General features: G+C 64.6%; 16 protein-coding genes. 11 read left to right on the forward strand and 5 right to left on the reverse strand.

Annotated features, from left to right (window positions below; translation table 11 throughout):
* Window positions 1–4: 4 nt before the first annotated feature.
* The 9 genes from ABIC78_RS12055 to ABIC78_RS12095 are packed head-to-tail and all read left to right on the forward strand — an operon-like array spanning window position 5 to window position 9,509.
* Window positions 5–622: an NADH-quinone oxidoreductase subunit J gene (locus ABIC78_RS12055; protein WP_022676293.1), complete on the forward strand. Its 618-nt coding sequence runs from the start codon at window positions 5–7 to the stop codon at window positions 620–622.
* A complete protein-coding gene (gene nuoK / locus ABIC78_RS12060) occupies window positions 622–927 on the forward strand; it encodes an NADH-quinone oxidoreductase subunit NuoK (RefSeq protein ID WP_022676292.1) in 306 nt (101 codons plus the stop codon). Before ABIC78_RS12055 ends, nuoK begins: the two co-directional genes overlap by 1 nt.
* A 4-nt stretch (window positions 928–931) precedes the next feature.
* Window positions 932–2,986 carry an NADH-quinone oxidoreductase subunit L gene (gene nuoL / locus ABIC78_RS12065; RefSeq protein WP_354489904.1) on the forward strand — a complete coding sequence of 685 codons (2,055 nt, stop codon included), beginning with the start codon at window positions 932–934 and terminating at the stop codon, window positions 2,984–2,986.
* A complete protein-coding gene (locus ABIC78_RS12070; RefSeq protein ID WP_022676290.1) occupies window positions 2,983–4,527 on the forward strand; it encodes an NADH-quinone oxidoreductase subunit M in 1,545 nt (514 codons plus the stop codon). Before nuoL ends, ABIC78_RS12070 begins: the two co-directional genes overlap by 4 nt.
* On the forward strand, window positions 4,527–5,990 hold the full coding sequence (gene nuoN / locus ABIC78_RS12075; protein WP_354489907.1) for an NADH-quinone oxidoreductase subunit NuoN: 1,464 nt from the start codon (window positions 4,527–4,529) through the stop codon (window positions 5,988–5,990). Before ABIC78_RS12070 ends, nuoN begins: the two co-directional genes overlap by 1 nt.
* The gene (locus tag ABIC78_RS12080; RefSeq protein ID WP_354489909.1) at window positions 5,959–6,744 is read left to right on the forward strand and encodes a biotin--[acetyl-CoA-carboxylase] ligase; all 786 of its coding nucleotides are present in this window, start codon (window positions 5,959–5,961) and stop codon (window positions 6,742–6,744) included. The genes nuoN and ABIC78_RS12080 overlap by 32 nt, the downstream gene beginning before the upstream one ends.
* A complete protein-coding gene (locus ABIC78_RS12085) occupies window positions 6,744–7,550 on the forward strand; it encodes a type III pantothenate kinase (protein ID WP_169048082.1) in 807 nt (268 codons plus the stop codon). The genes ABIC78_RS12080 and ABIC78_RS12085 overlap by 1 nt, the downstream gene beginning before the upstream one ends.
* Window positions 7,551–7,603: 53 nt before the next feature.
* Window positions 7,604–9,199, forward strand: a complete 1,596-nt coding sequence (locus ABIC78_RS12090; protein WP_216643461.1) for a ribonuclease J — start codon at window positions 7,604–7,606, stop codon at window positions 9,197–9,199.
* 37 nt (window positions 9,200–9,236) lie between these two features.
* Window positions 9,237–9,509 (forward strand): DUF1467 family protein, encoded by a 273-nt coding sequence (locus ABIC78_RS12095; protein ID WP_022676285.1) that lies wholly within the window; start codon window positions 9,237–9,239, stop codon window positions 9,507–9,509.
* A 1-nt stretch (window position 9,510) separates the two neighbouring features.
* Here ABIC78_RS12095 and ABIC78_RS12100 read toward each other — a convergent pair whose 3' ends face one another.
* Together ABIC78_RS12100 and ABIC78_RS12105 are read right to left on the reverse strand one after the other, a co-directional pair.
* Window positions 9,511–10,395, reverse strand: coding sequence for a bestrophin family protein (locus ABIC78_RS12100; RefSeq protein WP_354489912.1), 885 nt, complete (start codon window positions 10,393–10,395; stop codon window positions 9,511–9,513).
* 18 nt (window positions 10,396–10,413) lie between these two features.
* Window positions 10,414–10,677, reverse strand: a complete 264-nt coding sequence (locus ABIC78_RS12105) for a hypothetical protein (RefSeq protein ID WP_354489914.1) — start codon at window positions 10,675–10,677, stop codon at window positions 10,414–10,416.
* 88 nt (window positions 10,678–10,765) lie between these two features.
* On the opposite strand from ABIC78_RS12105, the gene ABIC78_RS12110 reads away from it, so the two are divergent.
* Window positions 10,766–10,912 carry a hypothetical protein gene (locus ABIC78_RS12110; RefSeq protein ID WP_354489916.1) on the forward strand — a complete coding sequence of 49 codons (147 nt, stop codon included), beginning with the start codon at window positions 10,766–10,768 and terminating at the stop codon, window positions 10,910–10,912.
* A complete protein-coding gene (locus tag ABIC78_RS12115) occupies window positions 10,912–11,793 on the forward strand; it encodes a LysR family transcriptional regulator (protein WP_354489918.1) in 882 nt (293 codons plus the stop codon). Before ABIC78_RS12110 ends, ABIC78_RS12115 begins: the two co-directional genes overlap by 1 nt.
* Before the next feature lie 82 nt (window positions 11,794–11,875).
* On the opposite strand, the gene phoB is transcribed toward ABIC78_RS12115, so the two are convergent.
* The 3 genes from phoB to pstB form a co-directional block, all read right to left on the reverse strand.
* Window positions 11,876–12,565, reverse strand: a complete 690-nt coding sequence (phoB, locus tag ABIC78_RS12120; RefSeq protein WP_022676280.1) for a phosphate regulon transcriptional regulator PhoB — start codon at window positions 12,563–12,565, stop codon at window positions 11,876–11,878.
* 99 nt (window positions 12,566–12,664) lie between these two features.
* The gene (gene phoU, locus ABIC78_RS12125; RefSeq protein WP_022676279.1) at window positions 12,665–13,348 is read right to left on the reverse strand and encodes a phosphate signaling complex protein PhoU; all 684 of its coding nucleotides are present in this window, start codon (window positions 13,346–13,348) and stop codon (window positions 12,665–12,667) included.
* Between the two features lie 11 nt (window positions 13,349–13,359).
* Complete coding sequence (gene pstB / locus ABIC78_RS12130; RefSeq protein ID WP_062782152.1) at window positions 13,360–14,190, reverse strand: phosphate ABC transporter ATP-binding protein PstB; 831 nt, start codon at window positions 14,188–14,190, stop codon at window positions 13,360–13,362.

Raw genomic sequence — 14,190 nt, forward strand, 5'->3', positions numbered from 1 at the left:
CGTCATGATCCAGGCAATTGCCTTTTATCTCTTTGCCACGCTTACGATCTTTTCGGGCGCGGTGACCATTCTCGCCCGCAATCCGGTGCACTCGGTGCTCTGGCTGATCCTGGCGTTCTTCAACGCCGCCGGCCTCATGATCCTGATCGGCGCCGAGTTTATCGCGATGCTGCTGGTGATCGTCTATGTCGGCGCGGTCGCGGTGCTGTTCCTGTTCGTCGTCATGATGCTCGACATCGACTTCGCGCAGCTGCGGGCCGGCTTCATCAAGAACTTCCCGCTGGGCTTTGCCCTGGCTTTCGTGTTCCTGGCCGAACTGGTCATGGGCGTGGGCGCCTACAAGGCCGGTGGCCTGGTGCTGGGTACGCCTGATGCGGCGACTGCGCCTGTGGCGGGGCTGTCCAACACGGCGGCCATCGGGGCGCTGCTCTATTCGCGCTATCTCTTCCTGTTCGAAACCGCTGGCATCATCCTGCTGGTGGCCATGATCGGCGCCATCGTGCTGACCCATCGCCAGCGTGGCGATGTGCGCGGCCAGAAGCCGAGCAGCCAGATCTCGCGCCGTCCGGAAGAGGCGACCATCAATCTTCAGCCGGAAGTCGGGAAGGGGGTAACGCTCTGATGATCGGCATCGAACATTATGTCTTCGTCAGCGCGATCCTGTTCGTGCTCGGCGTGCTGGGGATTTTCCTCAACCGCAAGAACGTCATCATTCTGCTGATGTCGATCGAGCTGATCCTGCTGTCGGTGAACCTCAACCTGGTCGCTTTCAGCGTCTTCCTGCATGATCTGGTCGGCCAGATCTTCGCGATGTTCGTGCTCACGGTGGCAGCGGGCGAAGCGGCGATCGGTCTTGCCATTCTTGTCATCTACTTCCGTGGCCGCGGCACGATTGCCGTCGACGACGTCAACCGGATGAAGGGCTGAACCCATGTCGTCCATCAACGTCATCGTCTTCCTGCCGCTTCTGGCAGCGATCGTTGCCGGCCTTGGCAACAAGAAACTGGGCCTGATCCCGTCGAAGGTGATCACCACCGGCGCGCTGTTCTTTTCCTGCGCGCTGTCGTGGCCGATCTTCCTCTCGTTCCTGGGCGGCCATGCCGAAGCGAGCGTTACGCCGGTGCTGCACTGGGTGAAGTCGGGCGATCTCGATTTCCTCTGGGCGCTGCGCGTCGATACGCTCACCGCGATCATGCTGGTGGTGATCACCACCGTCTCGTTCCTCGTGCACCTCTATTCCTGGGGGTACATGAGCGAGGAACCCGATCAGCCGCGCTTCTTCGCCTATCTGTCGCTGTTCACCTTTGCCATGTTGATGCTGGTGACGGCCGACAACCTGGTGCAGATGTTCTTCGGCTGGGAAGGCGTGGGCCTGGCCTCGTACCTCCTGATCGGCTTCTGGTTCCGCAAGCCCAGCGCCAATGCCGCCGCGATGAAGGCCTTCGTGGTCAACCGCGTGGGCGACCTTGGCTTCATGATGGGCATCTTTGCGACGTTCCTGGTGTTCCACACCGTGTCGATCCCACAGATCCTGCACGATGCGCCAGCCGTCCTTTGGGGCTCGACCATCGGTTTCCTGGGCTATCGCCTCGATACCGCCACGGTGATCTGCATCCTGCTGTTCATCGGCGCGATGGGCAAGTCGGCGCAGCTCGGCCTGCACACCTGGTTGCCTGACGCCATGGAAGGCCCGACCCCGGTGTCGGCGCTGATCCACGCGGCCACCATGGTGACCGCCGGCGTGTTCATGGTTTGCCGCCTGTCGCCGCTGTTCGAACTGAGCCCGACGGCGACCAGCTTCGTCACCTTCATCGGCGCGATGACCTGCTTCTTTGCCGCCACGATCGGCACGACGCAGACCGACATCAAGCGCGTGATCGCCTATTCGACCTGCTCGCAGCTCGGCTACATGTTCTTTGCCGCCGGCGTTGGCGCCTATGGCGCGGCGATGTTCCACCTGTTCACGCACGCGTTCTTCAAGGCGCTGCTGTTCCTGGGTGCCGGCTCGGTGATCCATGCCATGCACCACGAACAGGACATGCGCTATTACGGTGGCCTGCGGAAGAAGATCCCGCTGACCTTCTTCGCCATGATGGCCGGCACGCTGGCCATTACCGGGGTGGGTGCATTCGAGATCGGTTTTGCCGGTTTCTTCTCGAAGGATGCGATCATCGAGGCCGCCTGGGCCAAGGGCACCGAACTCGGGCACTTTGCCTTCTTCATGGGCGTGTTCGCTGCGCTGCTCACCAGCTTCTATTCGTGGCGCCTGGTCTACCTGACTTTCTTCGGCAAGCCGCGCTGGGAGCAGTCGGAGCACATCCAGCACGCCGTGCACGATGCGCATGGCCACGACGATCATGGGCATGATCATGCACACGCGCATGGCCATGATCATCACCACCATGACGAACCCAGCGATGGCACGGCGGGCTATCACCCGCACGAAAGCCCGCTGGTCATGCTGGTGCCGCTGGTCGTGCTGTCGCTCGGCGCCATCTTCGCAGGTTGGGTGTTCGCACACGCGTTCATCAGCGAAGGGACGGGTGAGTTCTGGAAGGGCGCGCTGGTTTACAGCGAGCATCTGATCCACGCCGCGCACCATGTGCCGACCTGGGTGAAGTGGTCGCCGTTCGCGGTGATGGTCACCGGGTTCCTGATCGCGACTTATGCCTATGTCGTGAACCCGGCGTTCCCGGCGGCTTTCGTGAACCAGTTCGGCTTCCTCTACCGCTTCCTGCTCAACAAGTGGTACTTCGACGAACTCTATCACTTCATCTTCGTGCGCCCCGCGCTGTGGCTCGGCCGCGTGTTCTGGAAGGTGGGTGATATCGGGATCATCGATCGCTTTGGCCCGAACGGCGCTGCCTGGCTGGTGGCGCAGGGCAGCCGCGGGGCGGTCAAGCTCCAGTCCGGATATCTCTACAGCTATGCGCTGGTCATGCTCGTCGGTCTCGTCGGCGCGATCAGCTGGGTGATCGTACAATGACCGGCTTTCCGATCCTTTCGCTCATGCTGCTGGTGCCGCTCGTCGGCGCCGGCCTGGTCCTCAAGGCCAATCGCGAGCAGGCCCGCCTGATCGCGCTGATCGCCACGCTCATCGATTTCGTCCTGGGTGTTGTCCTGTGGATGCACTTCGATGTGGGCGGCGCGCAGTGGCAGTTCCAGGAGCGGGCTGCGCTCTTCTCCGGCTTTGAATGGAAGCTGGGCATTGATGGCATCGCCCTGCTGCTGATCGCGTTGACCGTGTTCCTCATGCCGATCTGCATCGGCGCCAGCTGGAACTCGATCGAGAAGCGCGCCGGTGAATACTACGCGGCGTTCCTGCTGATGGAGACGCTGATGATCGGCGTCTTCACCGCGCAGGATCTGTTCCTGTTCTACATCATGTTCGAAGCCGGCCTGATCCCGATGTATCTGATCATCGGCATCTGGGGTGGGGCGGACCGCATCTACGCCAGCTACAAGTTCTTCCTCTACACGCTGCTCGGCTCGGTGCTGATGCTGATCGCGATGTTCTGGATGGTCAACGTGGCGGGCACCAGCGACATCCCGACCCTGATGGCCTACAATTTCCCGGTCCATGCGCAGACTTGGCTGTGGCTTGCGTTCTTTGCCAGCTTTGCGGTGAAGATGCCGATGTGGCCGGTGCACACCTGGCTGCCCGACGCGCACGTGCAGGCACCCACCGCCGGCTCGGTGATCCTGGCGGGCGTGCTGCTCAAGATGGGTGGCTATGGCTTCATCCGCTTCTCGCTGCCGATGTTCCCCGAAGCCTCGGCGCAGTTCGCGCCGCTGGTGTGGGGCCTGTCGATGGCAGCCGTGGTGATTACCTCGCTGATCGCGCTGGTCCAGCAGGACATCAAGAAGCTGATCGCCTATTCCTCGGTCGCGCACATGGCGATCGTGACCATCGGCCTGTTCGCGTTCAACACGCAGGGTCTCGAAGGCTCGATGCTGATCATGCTCAGCCACGGCCTGGTGGCCGGCGCGCTGTTCCTGGGCGTGGGCGTGATCTATGATCGCCTGCACACCCGTGAAATCACGCGCTACGGCGGCCTTGCCATCAACATGCCGTACTACGCGCTGTTCATGCTGCTGTTCACCATGGCCTCGATCGGCCTGCCGGGCACCAGCGGGTTCGTGGGTGAATTCCTCTCGCTGATGGGCGTCTATGCCGAAAGCAGCTGGGTCGCGCTGGTCTGCACCACCGGGATCATCCTGGGTGCGGCCTATATGCTCTACCTCTATCGCCGCGTGATCTTTGGTGACCAGAAGAACGCCGACGCTGCCGCCATGCTCGATCTCGACAAGCGCGAGTGGGCAATGATGGTGCCGCTGGCCGCCGTGGTGCTGTGGATGGGCGTCTATCCGGAAAGCTTCCTGGCGCCGATGCGCAAGGATATCGCCGCGCTTGAAGCGCGCGTGGCCCCGGCCAAGCCCAAGGGCGACGCGCAACTGAAACTCGGGGTGGCCCAGCCGGTTGGTGCCGCTGCCCATGAAGAAGCCGCGCACGGGGAGGCGCACTGATGGAACTGCTTCGCTCTCTCCAGATCACCCTGGCCGAGGAAGTGCTCAGCATTTCCGGCCTGATCCTGCTGCTGGTGGCGGCCTGGGCCGGTGACAAGGCTGCGCGCCTGATCTCGATCCTGTCGGTTGCGGTCCTGACCGTCTGCGCCCTGATCGCCGCGCCCGCGCTGTGCGGATCGGCGATGGGCCCGGCGGTGACGGCCTTTGCCGGCCAGTATCATGCCGATGCCTTTGCCGCATTTGCCAAGCTGCTGATCTATGCCGGTGCCGGCGTGACGCTGATCGTGGCGCCCGCGTTCTTCGAACGCGTGCGCGGCATGCGTGCGGAATTTCCGCTGCTGGTGCTGTTTGCCGCGCTGGGCATGGGGATCATGGTTTCGGCCGGCGATCTTCTCGCCCTGTATATCGGTCTCGAACTCAACAGCCTGGCCTCGTATGTGCTGGCCTCAATGCTGCGCAGCGACGAACGCTCGGCGGAATCGGGCCTTAAGTACTTCGTGCTGGGCTCGCTCGCCTCGGGCATCCTGCTCTATGGCGTCAGCCTGACTTACGGCTTCACCGGCACGACCAGCTTTGAAGGCATTCGCCTGGCGCTTAGCCATGGCCTGTCCACCGGCGCCACTTTTGGCGTGGTCTTCGTGCTGGCTGGCCTGGCGTTCAAGATCAGCGCTGCGCCGTTCCACATGTGGACGCCCGACGTTTATGAAGGCGCGCCGACCCCGGTGACGACCTTCTTTGCCACGGCGCCCAAGGTCGCTGCGCTCACGCTGCTGATGCGTGTCAGCCTCGAAGCATTCGGCACCCAGGTCCACGCCTGGCAGCAGATCGTGATCTTCGCCGCGCTGCTGTCGATCGTGATCGGTGCGCTGGGCGCGATCGGGCAGAACAACATCAAGCGCCTGATGGCCTATTCGTCGATCAACAACGTCGGCTTCATGCTGATCGGGCTGGCCTGTGCCAACCAGCCGGGCGCGGCCGCGATGCTGGTTTACCTGGCGATCTACGTGGCGATGTCGGTGGCGGGCTTTGTCGCCGTGCTGATGCTCAAGGACGCCGATGGCGATCCGGTGGAAGCGATTTCCGACATGGCCGGCCTGTCCAAGACGCGCCCGGGCCTGGCCGCAGCGCTGGCTGCCGTCATGTTCAGCCTGGCGGGCATTCCGCCGCTGTTCGGTTTCTGGGGCAAGTTCGTGGTGTTCCAGGCGGCCGTTCAGGCCAACCTGCTGGCGCTGGCCGCGATCGGTATCGCGGCCTCGGTGATCGGCGCGTTCTACTACCTCAAGGTCGTCAAGGTGCTCTACTTTGACGAGGCGACCGACAAGGTGACGGGCAAGAGCGAACTGGCCCATACCGTGTTGCTGGTGGTGGCCACGCTGTTCATCTCGCCGCTGGGCTACCTGCTGACCAACTGGCTGCACGTGCTTGCTGGCAATGCGGCAGCCGCGCTGTTCCACGTGGCCTGAGCCGCCCTTGCTCGAATACGTAAAAGAAATCCCCTCCACCAACGCGGCCCTTGTGGCGCGCGCTGGTGGGGGGGATTGCCTTTTGGAGGGGCACTGGCTGATCGCCGATCGGCAGAGCGCCGGACGCGGCCGATCGGGCCGGGTGTGGAGCGATGGCTTCGGCAACTTCATGGGCTCTACCGCCGTGCAACTGGCGCCCCATGAAACCGCGCCGCAGACATTAGCACTGGTAGCCGGCCTGGCGTTGTGGGATGCGGTGGCCGGCGTCGCACCGGGGCTGCCCGGGCTGTACCTGAAGTGGCCCAACGACCTGCTGGTCGGCCAGGCCAAGCTGGCCGGCATCCTGCTGGAGCGGGTGGGCCAGACCGTGGTGGTGGGGATCGGCGTGAACCTGGCCGCCGCGCCCGATGTGCCGGAGCGGGAGACCGTTTCCCTTGCGGCATTGGGCCACGCTATTGCGCGTGATGCCTTTGCTGCAGCGCTGGCGGGCGCCTGGGCCGCGCGGCTTGGCGCCTGGCATGCCGGGCAATGGCCTATCTTGCGCAGCGCCTGGGAAGAGCGGGCGGTGCCGCGTGGCACGCTGGTTTCCGTAAACGATCGCGACCATGGCCTGATGATGGGCGCCTTTGCCGGCATCGATGCCGATGGCGTGGCGCAATTGCGCCTGGCCGATGGCCGCACCCTTGCGATTCATGCCGGCGATGTCGATCTGGTGGGCGATCCCACGCCGCCAGCGGCCCAAGGAGATGCGTAATGCTGCTGGCGGTTGATGTCGGCAATACCAACGTGGTGTTTGCCCTGTTCGAGGATCGCACGATCCGCGCGCGCTGGCGCGTGGCCACCGATCCGCGCCGCACGGCCGACGAATACGCCGTGTGGCTGCTGCAATTGATGCAGATCCAGGGCTTTGCCCGCGATGCCGTGCGCCAGATCGTGATTTCCACCGTGGTGCCGCGCGCGCTGCACAACCTGCAGGTTCTGGCCGACAAGTATTTCGGCCTGGAAGCGCTGGTGGCGGGGCAGGGCCTGGCCGAATGGGGCTTTGTCGCTGATGTCGACGAGCCGCGCTCGCTCGGCGCGGATCGCGCGCTGAACGTGATTGCCGGCCATGCCGCCCATCCCGGGCAGCACCTGATCATCATCGATTTCGGCACGGCGACCACGTTCGACTGGGTTGACCCGAAAGGCACCTACAAGGGCGGGATCATTGCGCCGGGGATCAACCTCTCGCTCGACGCGCTGGTGAGTGCGGCGGCGAAATTGCCGCGCATTGCCATTTCCGTGCCGCGCCAGGGCGAAAGCGTGATAGGGCGCAACACCGAAGACCAGATGCACATCGGCGTGTTCTGGGGCTATGTGGCCATGATGGAAGGCCTGATCGCCCGGATGCGCGCCGAAATCGGCCAACCGGCCAAGGTGATTGCCACGGGCGGGCTGGCCGTATTGTTTGACCGCCACACGCGGATTTTTGACCATGTCGACCCCGACCTGACGTTGGACGGCATGGCCTTGCTTGCAGAGCGCGCCATCGCGGCCGCCCAGAACAGGACACAAGAGTGAAGCCCGGAAAGGAATTGCTGTTTCTCGCCCTTGGAGGTTCGGGCGAGATCGGGATGAACGTCAACCTTTATGGGTGTGACGGCAAGTGGTTGATGGTCGACCTGGGCATGACCTTTGCCGATCCCTGGTACCCCGGCGTCGAACTCGTCTTTGCCGATCTGGAATTCATCGAAGCGCGCAAGAAGGACCTGCTCGGCATTGTCCTGACCCATGCGCACGAGGATCATATCGGCGCGGTGCCCTATTTTGCGCAGGAACTGGGCGTGCCGCTCTATGCCACGCCGTTCACCGCGCGCCTGGTGAATGAAAAGCTGGTGGAAGCCGGCATCGAGAACAGCGTCGAACTGAACGTGATCCAGAACGAGGGCAGCCTCTCGCTCGGCGCGTTCGACATCCGCTATGTGCCGCTGGCGCACTCCATCGCCGAAGGCAATGCCCTGGTGATCGACACGCCCTATGGCCGCGTGTTCCACACCGGGGATTGGAAGCTCGACGACGAGCCGCGCGTGGGCACGCCGGCTACCGAGGAAGAGCTGACTGCCATCGGTGACGAAGGCGTGCTGGCGCTGGTGTGCGATTCCACCAACGTGTTCAATCCCAAGCCGTCCGGCTCGGAAGGTGCGGTGCGCGCCGGGCTGCTCGAAACCATTGCCGAGCTCAAGGGCCGGCGCGTGGTGGTGACGACCTTCGCCTCCAACGTGGCGCGCTTGCAGACCCTGGCCGAAGTGGCCGAGGCCACCGGCCGGCAGCTGTGCGTGGCCGGGCGCTCGCTCGATCGCATCATCAAGGTGTCGCAGGCGTCGGGCTATCTGCTTGATTTTCCCGATCCGATCAGCATGGACGCGGCAATGGACCTGCCGCGCGGCGAAGTGCTGATCCTGGCCACCGGCGGACAGGGGGAGGCGCGCGCCGCGCTGGCGCGGATCGCGGGCGGCCAGCATCCGATCTCGCTGGAAGCGGGCGATGCGGTGGTGTTTTCCAGCCGCCAGATTCCCGGCAACGAACTGGCCATCGGCCGCGTGCAGAACGCGCTGGTGGAAAAGGGCGTGCGCCTGATCACCGACAAGCAATCGATGATCCACGTTTCGGGCCATCCGGGCCGGCCGGAACTGGTGGCGCTCTATGATTGGCTGCGCCCCAAGATCCTGGTGCCGGTGCATGGCGAAATCCGCCACATGGCCGAGCAGGCCGCGCTGGGCAAGGCCGAGGGCATTCCCAAGACCATCCTGCAGAAGAATGGTGATCTGGTGCGCCTTGCGCCCAATGGGCCGGTCAAGCTGAGCACGGAGCGCAATGGCCGCCTGGTGCTGGATGGCGATATCATCGCCCCGGCCGATGGCGAGGCGATGGCCGCGCGGCGCAAGCTGGGCAACAATGGCCTGGTCAGCGTGGCCCTGGCGGTCACCGCCGAAGGCAAGCAGGCCTCTGGCGTGGACATCGGCTGCATTGGCGTGCCCCTGGAAGAGGACATGGAGCCGTTCCTGGAAGAGGCGCGCGAGGACGTGTCCAAGGCGCTCAAAGCCCTCAAGGGCGACCGCAAGCGCGACCGGGTGGCCGTTGCCGAATGCGTGCGGCTTGCGGTAAGACGCACGGCGCAGCGCTGGTCGGGCAAGAAGCCGGTGGTGCAGGTGCTGCTGCGCGAACGTTGAGCCGGCAACAGCCGCACGGCGCAAGAGGGAGAGAACGATGCGTTTTGGCTCGATGCTGGCGGTCTATGCCCTGATCTGGGTGCTGGCGGCATTTGCCGTGCTGCCCTTTGGCCTGCGCACCCCGCACGATGCCGGGGTGAACCCCACGGTGGGCCATGCCACCAGCGCGCCGGTGAATTTCCGGCCGCGCATGGTGGCTTGGCGTGCCACGCTGGTTTCGGCGGTGGTCTTTGCCCTGCTCTACGCCAATTTCCGCCACGGTTGGATCACGGCGTCAGACCTCGACATTTCGCCATTGATCGGCCTTTGACCTACCACAGGATGCCGCCGTCGGGCTGAACCACCGGCACCGGCGGCAGGCCCAGGCTTTCATTGCAATCGGATTCGATCGTGGCGCACATCGCGGTGAGCGGGGCGTCGTGGATCGTGTTGGCAAACGGATTGACCAGATCATCGCCGATCTGCAGCGCGGCCAGGAACATGAAGCCCGCCAGCGCCGAGCCCAGCGGTGTGGCCGGCCCCAGCGTTTCGACCAGGCCAATCGGCAGCAGCACGCAAAACAGGCGCGTGAAGAACGTGGGAAAACTGCGGTATTGCGCGGGCAGCGGGGTGTTGCGCAGCCGCTCCATGGCGCCTTGGGCGTTGCTGATATCGACCATGATCGCCTCGATCCGGCTCAACTGCACGGTATCGATCCAGCCCTGGCGCAGCGCACTGGCCAGGCGCATGCCATTGCCTTCGAGCAGGCCATTGGCCGGGTTGCGCCGCGCCAACTCGGGAATATCGGTGATGCCGAGCACACGCTGCGCGCTTTCGGCCGGGTCTTGCCCGCGCAACTGGTGGCGCAGCACGTGGACATAGGCGATGTGGCGGCGCACCACGTCGTGGCGCAATGCCTGGCCGGCCGCGTGATCGGGCAGGGCGGCACCCACCGCGCGCGCCAGGCTGCGCGAGGCGTTGGTCATCGCGCCCCACACGATGCGGCCTTCCCACCAGCGGGCATAGGCCGAATTGACCCGGAACCCCAGCAGCAGCGCCAGCCCGGTGCCGAAGATCGTCAAGGGTAGGGCCGGCGCGGGGAAGGGCGTGAAATAATAGAAGACGGTTACCGCCACATCCCACACGAACAGGGCGAGCAGCGTGTTCCACGCCGCCACGAACGTCATGCGGATACGCGGGGTCTTGCCAACGATCATGCCTGGTTGAACCTTTGATCAGGGGCGCGGCGCCGGGGCATCGGGGCGATCCATGCCCAGCCATGCCCGGCGCAGCGCGATGCAGCCGATAATACCGATCACCTTGGCGAGCGCCAGTTGCAGTGTCTGCCCTTCTTCATTGATCGCCAGCCAGGCCAAGACGGCCATGGCCAGCACAGCGCAGTGCACCGGCAGCGCCTCGATATCGTTCCAGCGCAGGGGCTGTTCGGCGCGATGCGCGGCGGCAGGTGCGGCGTCGCGAAAGGGGAATGCAAAGGCCATCGACAGGTTCCCGTGTCTCATTGGCGGTACCACCATGGCACGCCATCACCCTTTCATTTTGCGACGCGCCAGGGGAATGGGAATGCCCATGGCCGACAACCGTGGCTTGCAGATTTTGAAAACATCAGGTGGAACAGGGCATTACGTCGTAAATCCGGCAGCGGGCAACGATTTCAAACAGTTCTGCAACCTTGGGCATATTGCGGCGCAATACGCGTTTCCTATCCTCGGTTAATGGCAGATCGTTATTCCGAACTGGTTTCATTCGTCCGCGTGGCGGAGGCGGGCAGCCTGTCGCAGGCCGCCGTGCGCCTGGGCCTGTCGCTGCCGGTGGTCAGCCGCCGCCTGGCCCAATTGGAGGCGCGCCTGGGCGTGGCGCTGGTCCGCCGCAACAGCCGCCATCTCTCGCTGACCGAGGAAGGCGAGATTTTCTATCGCCAGGCCGGGCAGGCCCTGGCCGACATGGAACGGGCCGAAACTGTGATTCGCACGCGCGCCTTTGGCCCGGCCGGCACGCTGAAAGTGGCCACGACCCTGGCCTTCGGCCGCCGCCGCCTGGGCGAACTGCTTCAGCGCTTTGCCCGCGCCCATGCCGATGTGACTGTGCATCTCGACAGCGTGCCCACGCTCGCCAATCCGGTGGAGAGCGGGCACGATCTGGTGATCAGCTTTGCCGCGCCGCCGCTGTCGTCGCTGATCTGCCGCCGTTTGGGCAGCAACCCGCGCGTGCTGTGTGCCGCGCCATCCTATCTGGAGCGGCGCGGGCGCCCGCAGGCGGTGGATGATCTTGCCAGGCACGAGCATGTGGTGGTGCTGGACGAAGCCGGCGCCGTGCTGCGCGAGGGCCTGCCCGAGGGGCTGGCGCTGCCGGCGGGCCTGGCCACCAACGATGCCGACGTGGCGCGGGCCTGGGCCCTTGATGGAGCTGGCGTGGCGCTGCATTCGCTGTGGGAAGTGGCCGAAGACCTGGAGAGCGGCGCGCTGGAGGCGGTGCTGCCCGATCTGGAACTGCCGGCGCTGCCGGTGGTGGCGCTGTTCGAGCCGCGCCAGGGACAGACACCGCGCCTGCGCCGCTGCCTGCAATTCCTGGCGCATCAGGTGCCGGCTTTGGCGTGATGGGAGGAGCATCGACGTGCCCCCCTCCGTCAGCCCTGCGGGCTTGACACCTCCCCCACGGTGTGGGGGAGGATTTGGATGGTTACACGCCTTCCAGGGCGTAGCCGGCGGAGCGCACGGTGCGCACCGGGTCAGCCGCGCCGGGCAGGGCGATCGCCTGGCGCAGGCGGCGGATATGCACGTCAACCGTGCGCAGTTCGATGTCGCTGCCGCTGCCCCACACCGCATCGAGCAGCTGCCCGCGCGAAAACACGCGGCCGGGATGTTCCATGAAATGCTTGAGCAGGCGGAACTCGGTGGGGCCGATCTTGATCGTCTGGCCGCGCCGGGTGACGCGGTGCGCGGTGGGATCGAGGCTCATGTCGCCAACGGTAATGGTTTCGCCGGCCAGCGCCGGGCGCACGCGGCGCAGCACGGCGCCGACGCGGGCGATGAGTTCGCGTGGCGAGAACGGCTTGGTGACATAGTCGTCTGCGCCGGTTTCCAGGCCGCGCACGCGATCATCCTCATCGCTGCGGGCGGTGAGCATGATGATCGGCACATGGGCCGTGGCCTTGTTGCGGCGCAGGCGGCGGCACACCTCGATCCCGCTGGTGCCACCGATCATCCAATCGAGCAGCACGAGATCGGGCGTGTCTTCGGCGGCCAGAAGCAGGGCTTCATCGCCATCGTCGGTGCTGCGCACGTCATAGCCTTCACCGCGGAAGCGATATTCCACGAGTTCGGCCAGCGCGGTATCGTCTTCGACGAGAAGCAGCTTGGGAGCAGACACGCATTACCTCCGGGATGAACCTTGACCGTAACCTTGCGAAAGCACGACAATTGTTACGTGGCCATGACGAATGGCGCGGGAATAATGCGGCCGCCGCGATCACGCTGGCGGAATGACGTCTTCCCGTTCGGGCAGATAGGTGCCCGTGGCGGCATAGTGGACGATTTCGGCAATATTGGTGGCCTGGTCGCCGATCCGCTCGATATTGCGGGCGACGAACATGAGCTGGGCCACGCTGCTGATCGTGGCCGGGTTTTCCACCATGTAGGACACGAAATTGCGGAACACGCTGTCATAGATCGCATCGACCTTGGCGTCGCGACGCACGATTTCGGCGGCGGCCACGGCATCGCGCGCGGCATACGCGGTGAGCACGTCGTGCACCATGTCGCTGGCCAGCTCGTTCATGATCGGCAGCAGGGTCAGCGGCTCGAAGCGCTTGCGCCCCTCGATATGACCCACGCGCTTGGCGATGTTCTTGGCATAGTCGCCAATCCGTTCGATCACGCCGGCGATCTTGAGCGCGGCGATCACTTCGCGCAGGTCGTCGGCCATCGGTGCGCGCAGGGCGAGCACGCGGATGGCGAGGCGATCGACCTCGCCCTCCAGCTGGTCGATGCGCTTGTCGCGCGCGATCACGCTGGTGGCCAGTTCCTCGTTGCCGCCAACCAGGGCGTCCATCGCCTCGGTAATGGAAAGTTCGGCCAGGCCGCCCATTTCCGCCACCAGGCCGCGCAGGCGGGTGATGTCTTCGTCGAATGCCTTGACGGTATGTTCAGCCACGTCTCGTATCCTTACCCGTAACGCCCGGTGATATAGTCCTTGGTGCGCTCTTCCCGTGGATTGGTGAAGATGTCCGAGGTCGTGCCATATTCCACGATCTTGCCCATATGGAAGAACGCGGTGCGCTGCGAGACGCGGGCGGCCTGCTGCATGGAGTGGGTGACGATCACGATGGCATAGCGGCCACGCAATTCGTCGATCAGTTCCTCGATCCGCGCGGTGGCGATGGGATCGAGCGCGGAGCACGGCTCGTCCATCAGGATCACTTCGGGATCGACGGCAATGGCGCGGGCAATGCACAGGCGCTGCTGCTGCCCGCCTGACAGCGCGGTGCCGCTGTCAGTGAGCCGATCCTTGACTTCGTCCCACAGGCCGGCGCGCTGGAGCGAGGTTTCGACGATGCCGTCCAACTCGCTCTTGCTGGTCGTCAGCCCGTGGATGCGCGGGCCATAGGCGATGTTTTCATAGATCGACTTGGGAAACGGGTTGGGCTTTTGAAAGACCATGCCAACGCGCGCGCGCAGCTGCACCACGTCCATGCCCGAGCGGTAGATATCCTGCCCATCGATCAGGATTTCGCCTTCGACCCGGGCATTGGCGATCGTGTCGTTCATGCGGTTCAACGAACGCAGGAAGGTGGACTTACCACAGCCCGAGGGACCGATGAACGCGGTGACATAGTCGTTGGGCACGTCGATCGAGACATCGTCGATCGCGCGCTTGGCGCCATAGAACACCGAAACGTTGCGCGCGCTGATCTTGGCCGGGCCATCGTCGGGCAAGCTGGTGATCTGCGCCGCGGCTTCGGCAGGGGCGTCGGTGAGGGGCAGGGGGGCGTTCAT

Source organism: Novosphingobium sp. 1529 (assembly GCF_040544855.1).
GTDB lineage: Bacteria > Pseudomonadota > Alphaproteobacteria > Sphingomonadales > Sphingomonadaceae > Novosphingobium > Novosphingobium capsulatum.

What these genes read in the sequence shown, in the direction of transcription:
- ABIC78_RS12115 (WP_354489918.1), top strand. Translation starts at nt 10,912, where the DNA reads ATGGCAGATCGTTATTCCGAACTGGTTTCATTCGTCCGCGTGGCGGAG.
- ABIC78_RS12110 (WP_354489916.1), top strand. Translation starts at nt 10,766, where the DNA reads ATGGCCGACAACCGTGGCTTGCAGATTTTGAAAACATCAGGTGGAACA.
- ABIC78_RS12080 (WP_354489909.1), top strand. Translation starts at nt 5,959, where the DNA reads ATGCGGCAGCCGCGCTGTTCCACGTGGCCTGAGCCGCCCTTGCTCGAA.
- ABIC78_RS12105 (WP_354489914.1), bottom strand. Translation starts at nt 10,677, where the DNA reads ATGGCCTTTGCATTCCCCTTTCGCGACGCCGCACCTGCCGCCGCGCAT.
- ABIC78_RS12095 (WP_022676285.1), top strand. Translation starts at nt 9,237, where the DNA reads ATGCGTTTTGGCTCGATGCTGGCGGTCTATGCCCTGATCTGGGTGCTG.
- pstB (WP_062782152.1), bottom strand. Translation starts at nt 14,190, where the DNA reads ATGAACGCCCCCCTGCCCCTCACCGACGCCCCTGCCGAAGCCGCGGCG.
- nuoL (WP_354489904.1), top strand. Translation starts at nt 932, where the DNA reads ATGTCGTCCATCAACGTCATCGTCTTCCTGCCGCTTCTGGCAGCGATC.
- ABIC78_RS12100 (WP_354489912.1), bottom strand. Translation starts at nt 10,395, where the DNA reads ATGATCGTTGGCAAGACCCCGCGTATCCGCATGACGTTCGTGGCGGCG.
- nuoK (WP_022676292.1), top strand. Translation starts at nt 622, where the DNA reads ATGATCGGCATCGAACATTATGTCTTCGTCAGCGCGATCCTGTTCGTG.
- ABIC78_RS12090 (WP_216643461.1), top strand. Translation starts at nt 7,604, where the DNA reads ATGAACGTCAACCTTTATGGGTGTGACGGCAAGTGGTTGATGGTCGAC.
- ABIC78_RS12055 (WP_022676293.1), top strand. Translation starts at nt 5, where the DNA reads ATGATCCAGGCAATTGCCTTTTATCTCTTTGCCACGCTTACGATCTTT.
- nuoN (WP_354489907.1), top strand. Translation starts at nt 4,527, where the DNA reads ATGGAACTGCTTCGCTCTCTCCAGATCACCCTGGCCGAGGAAGTGCTC.
- ABIC78_RS12085 (WP_169048082.1), top strand. Translation starts at nt 6,744, where the DNA reads ATGCTGCTGGCGGTTGATGTCGGCAATACCAACGTGGTGTTTGCCCTG.
- ABIC78_RS12070 (WP_022676290.1), top strand. Translation starts at nt 2,983, where the DNA reads ATGACCGGCTTTCCGATCCTTTCGCTCATGCTGCTGGTGCCGCTCGTC.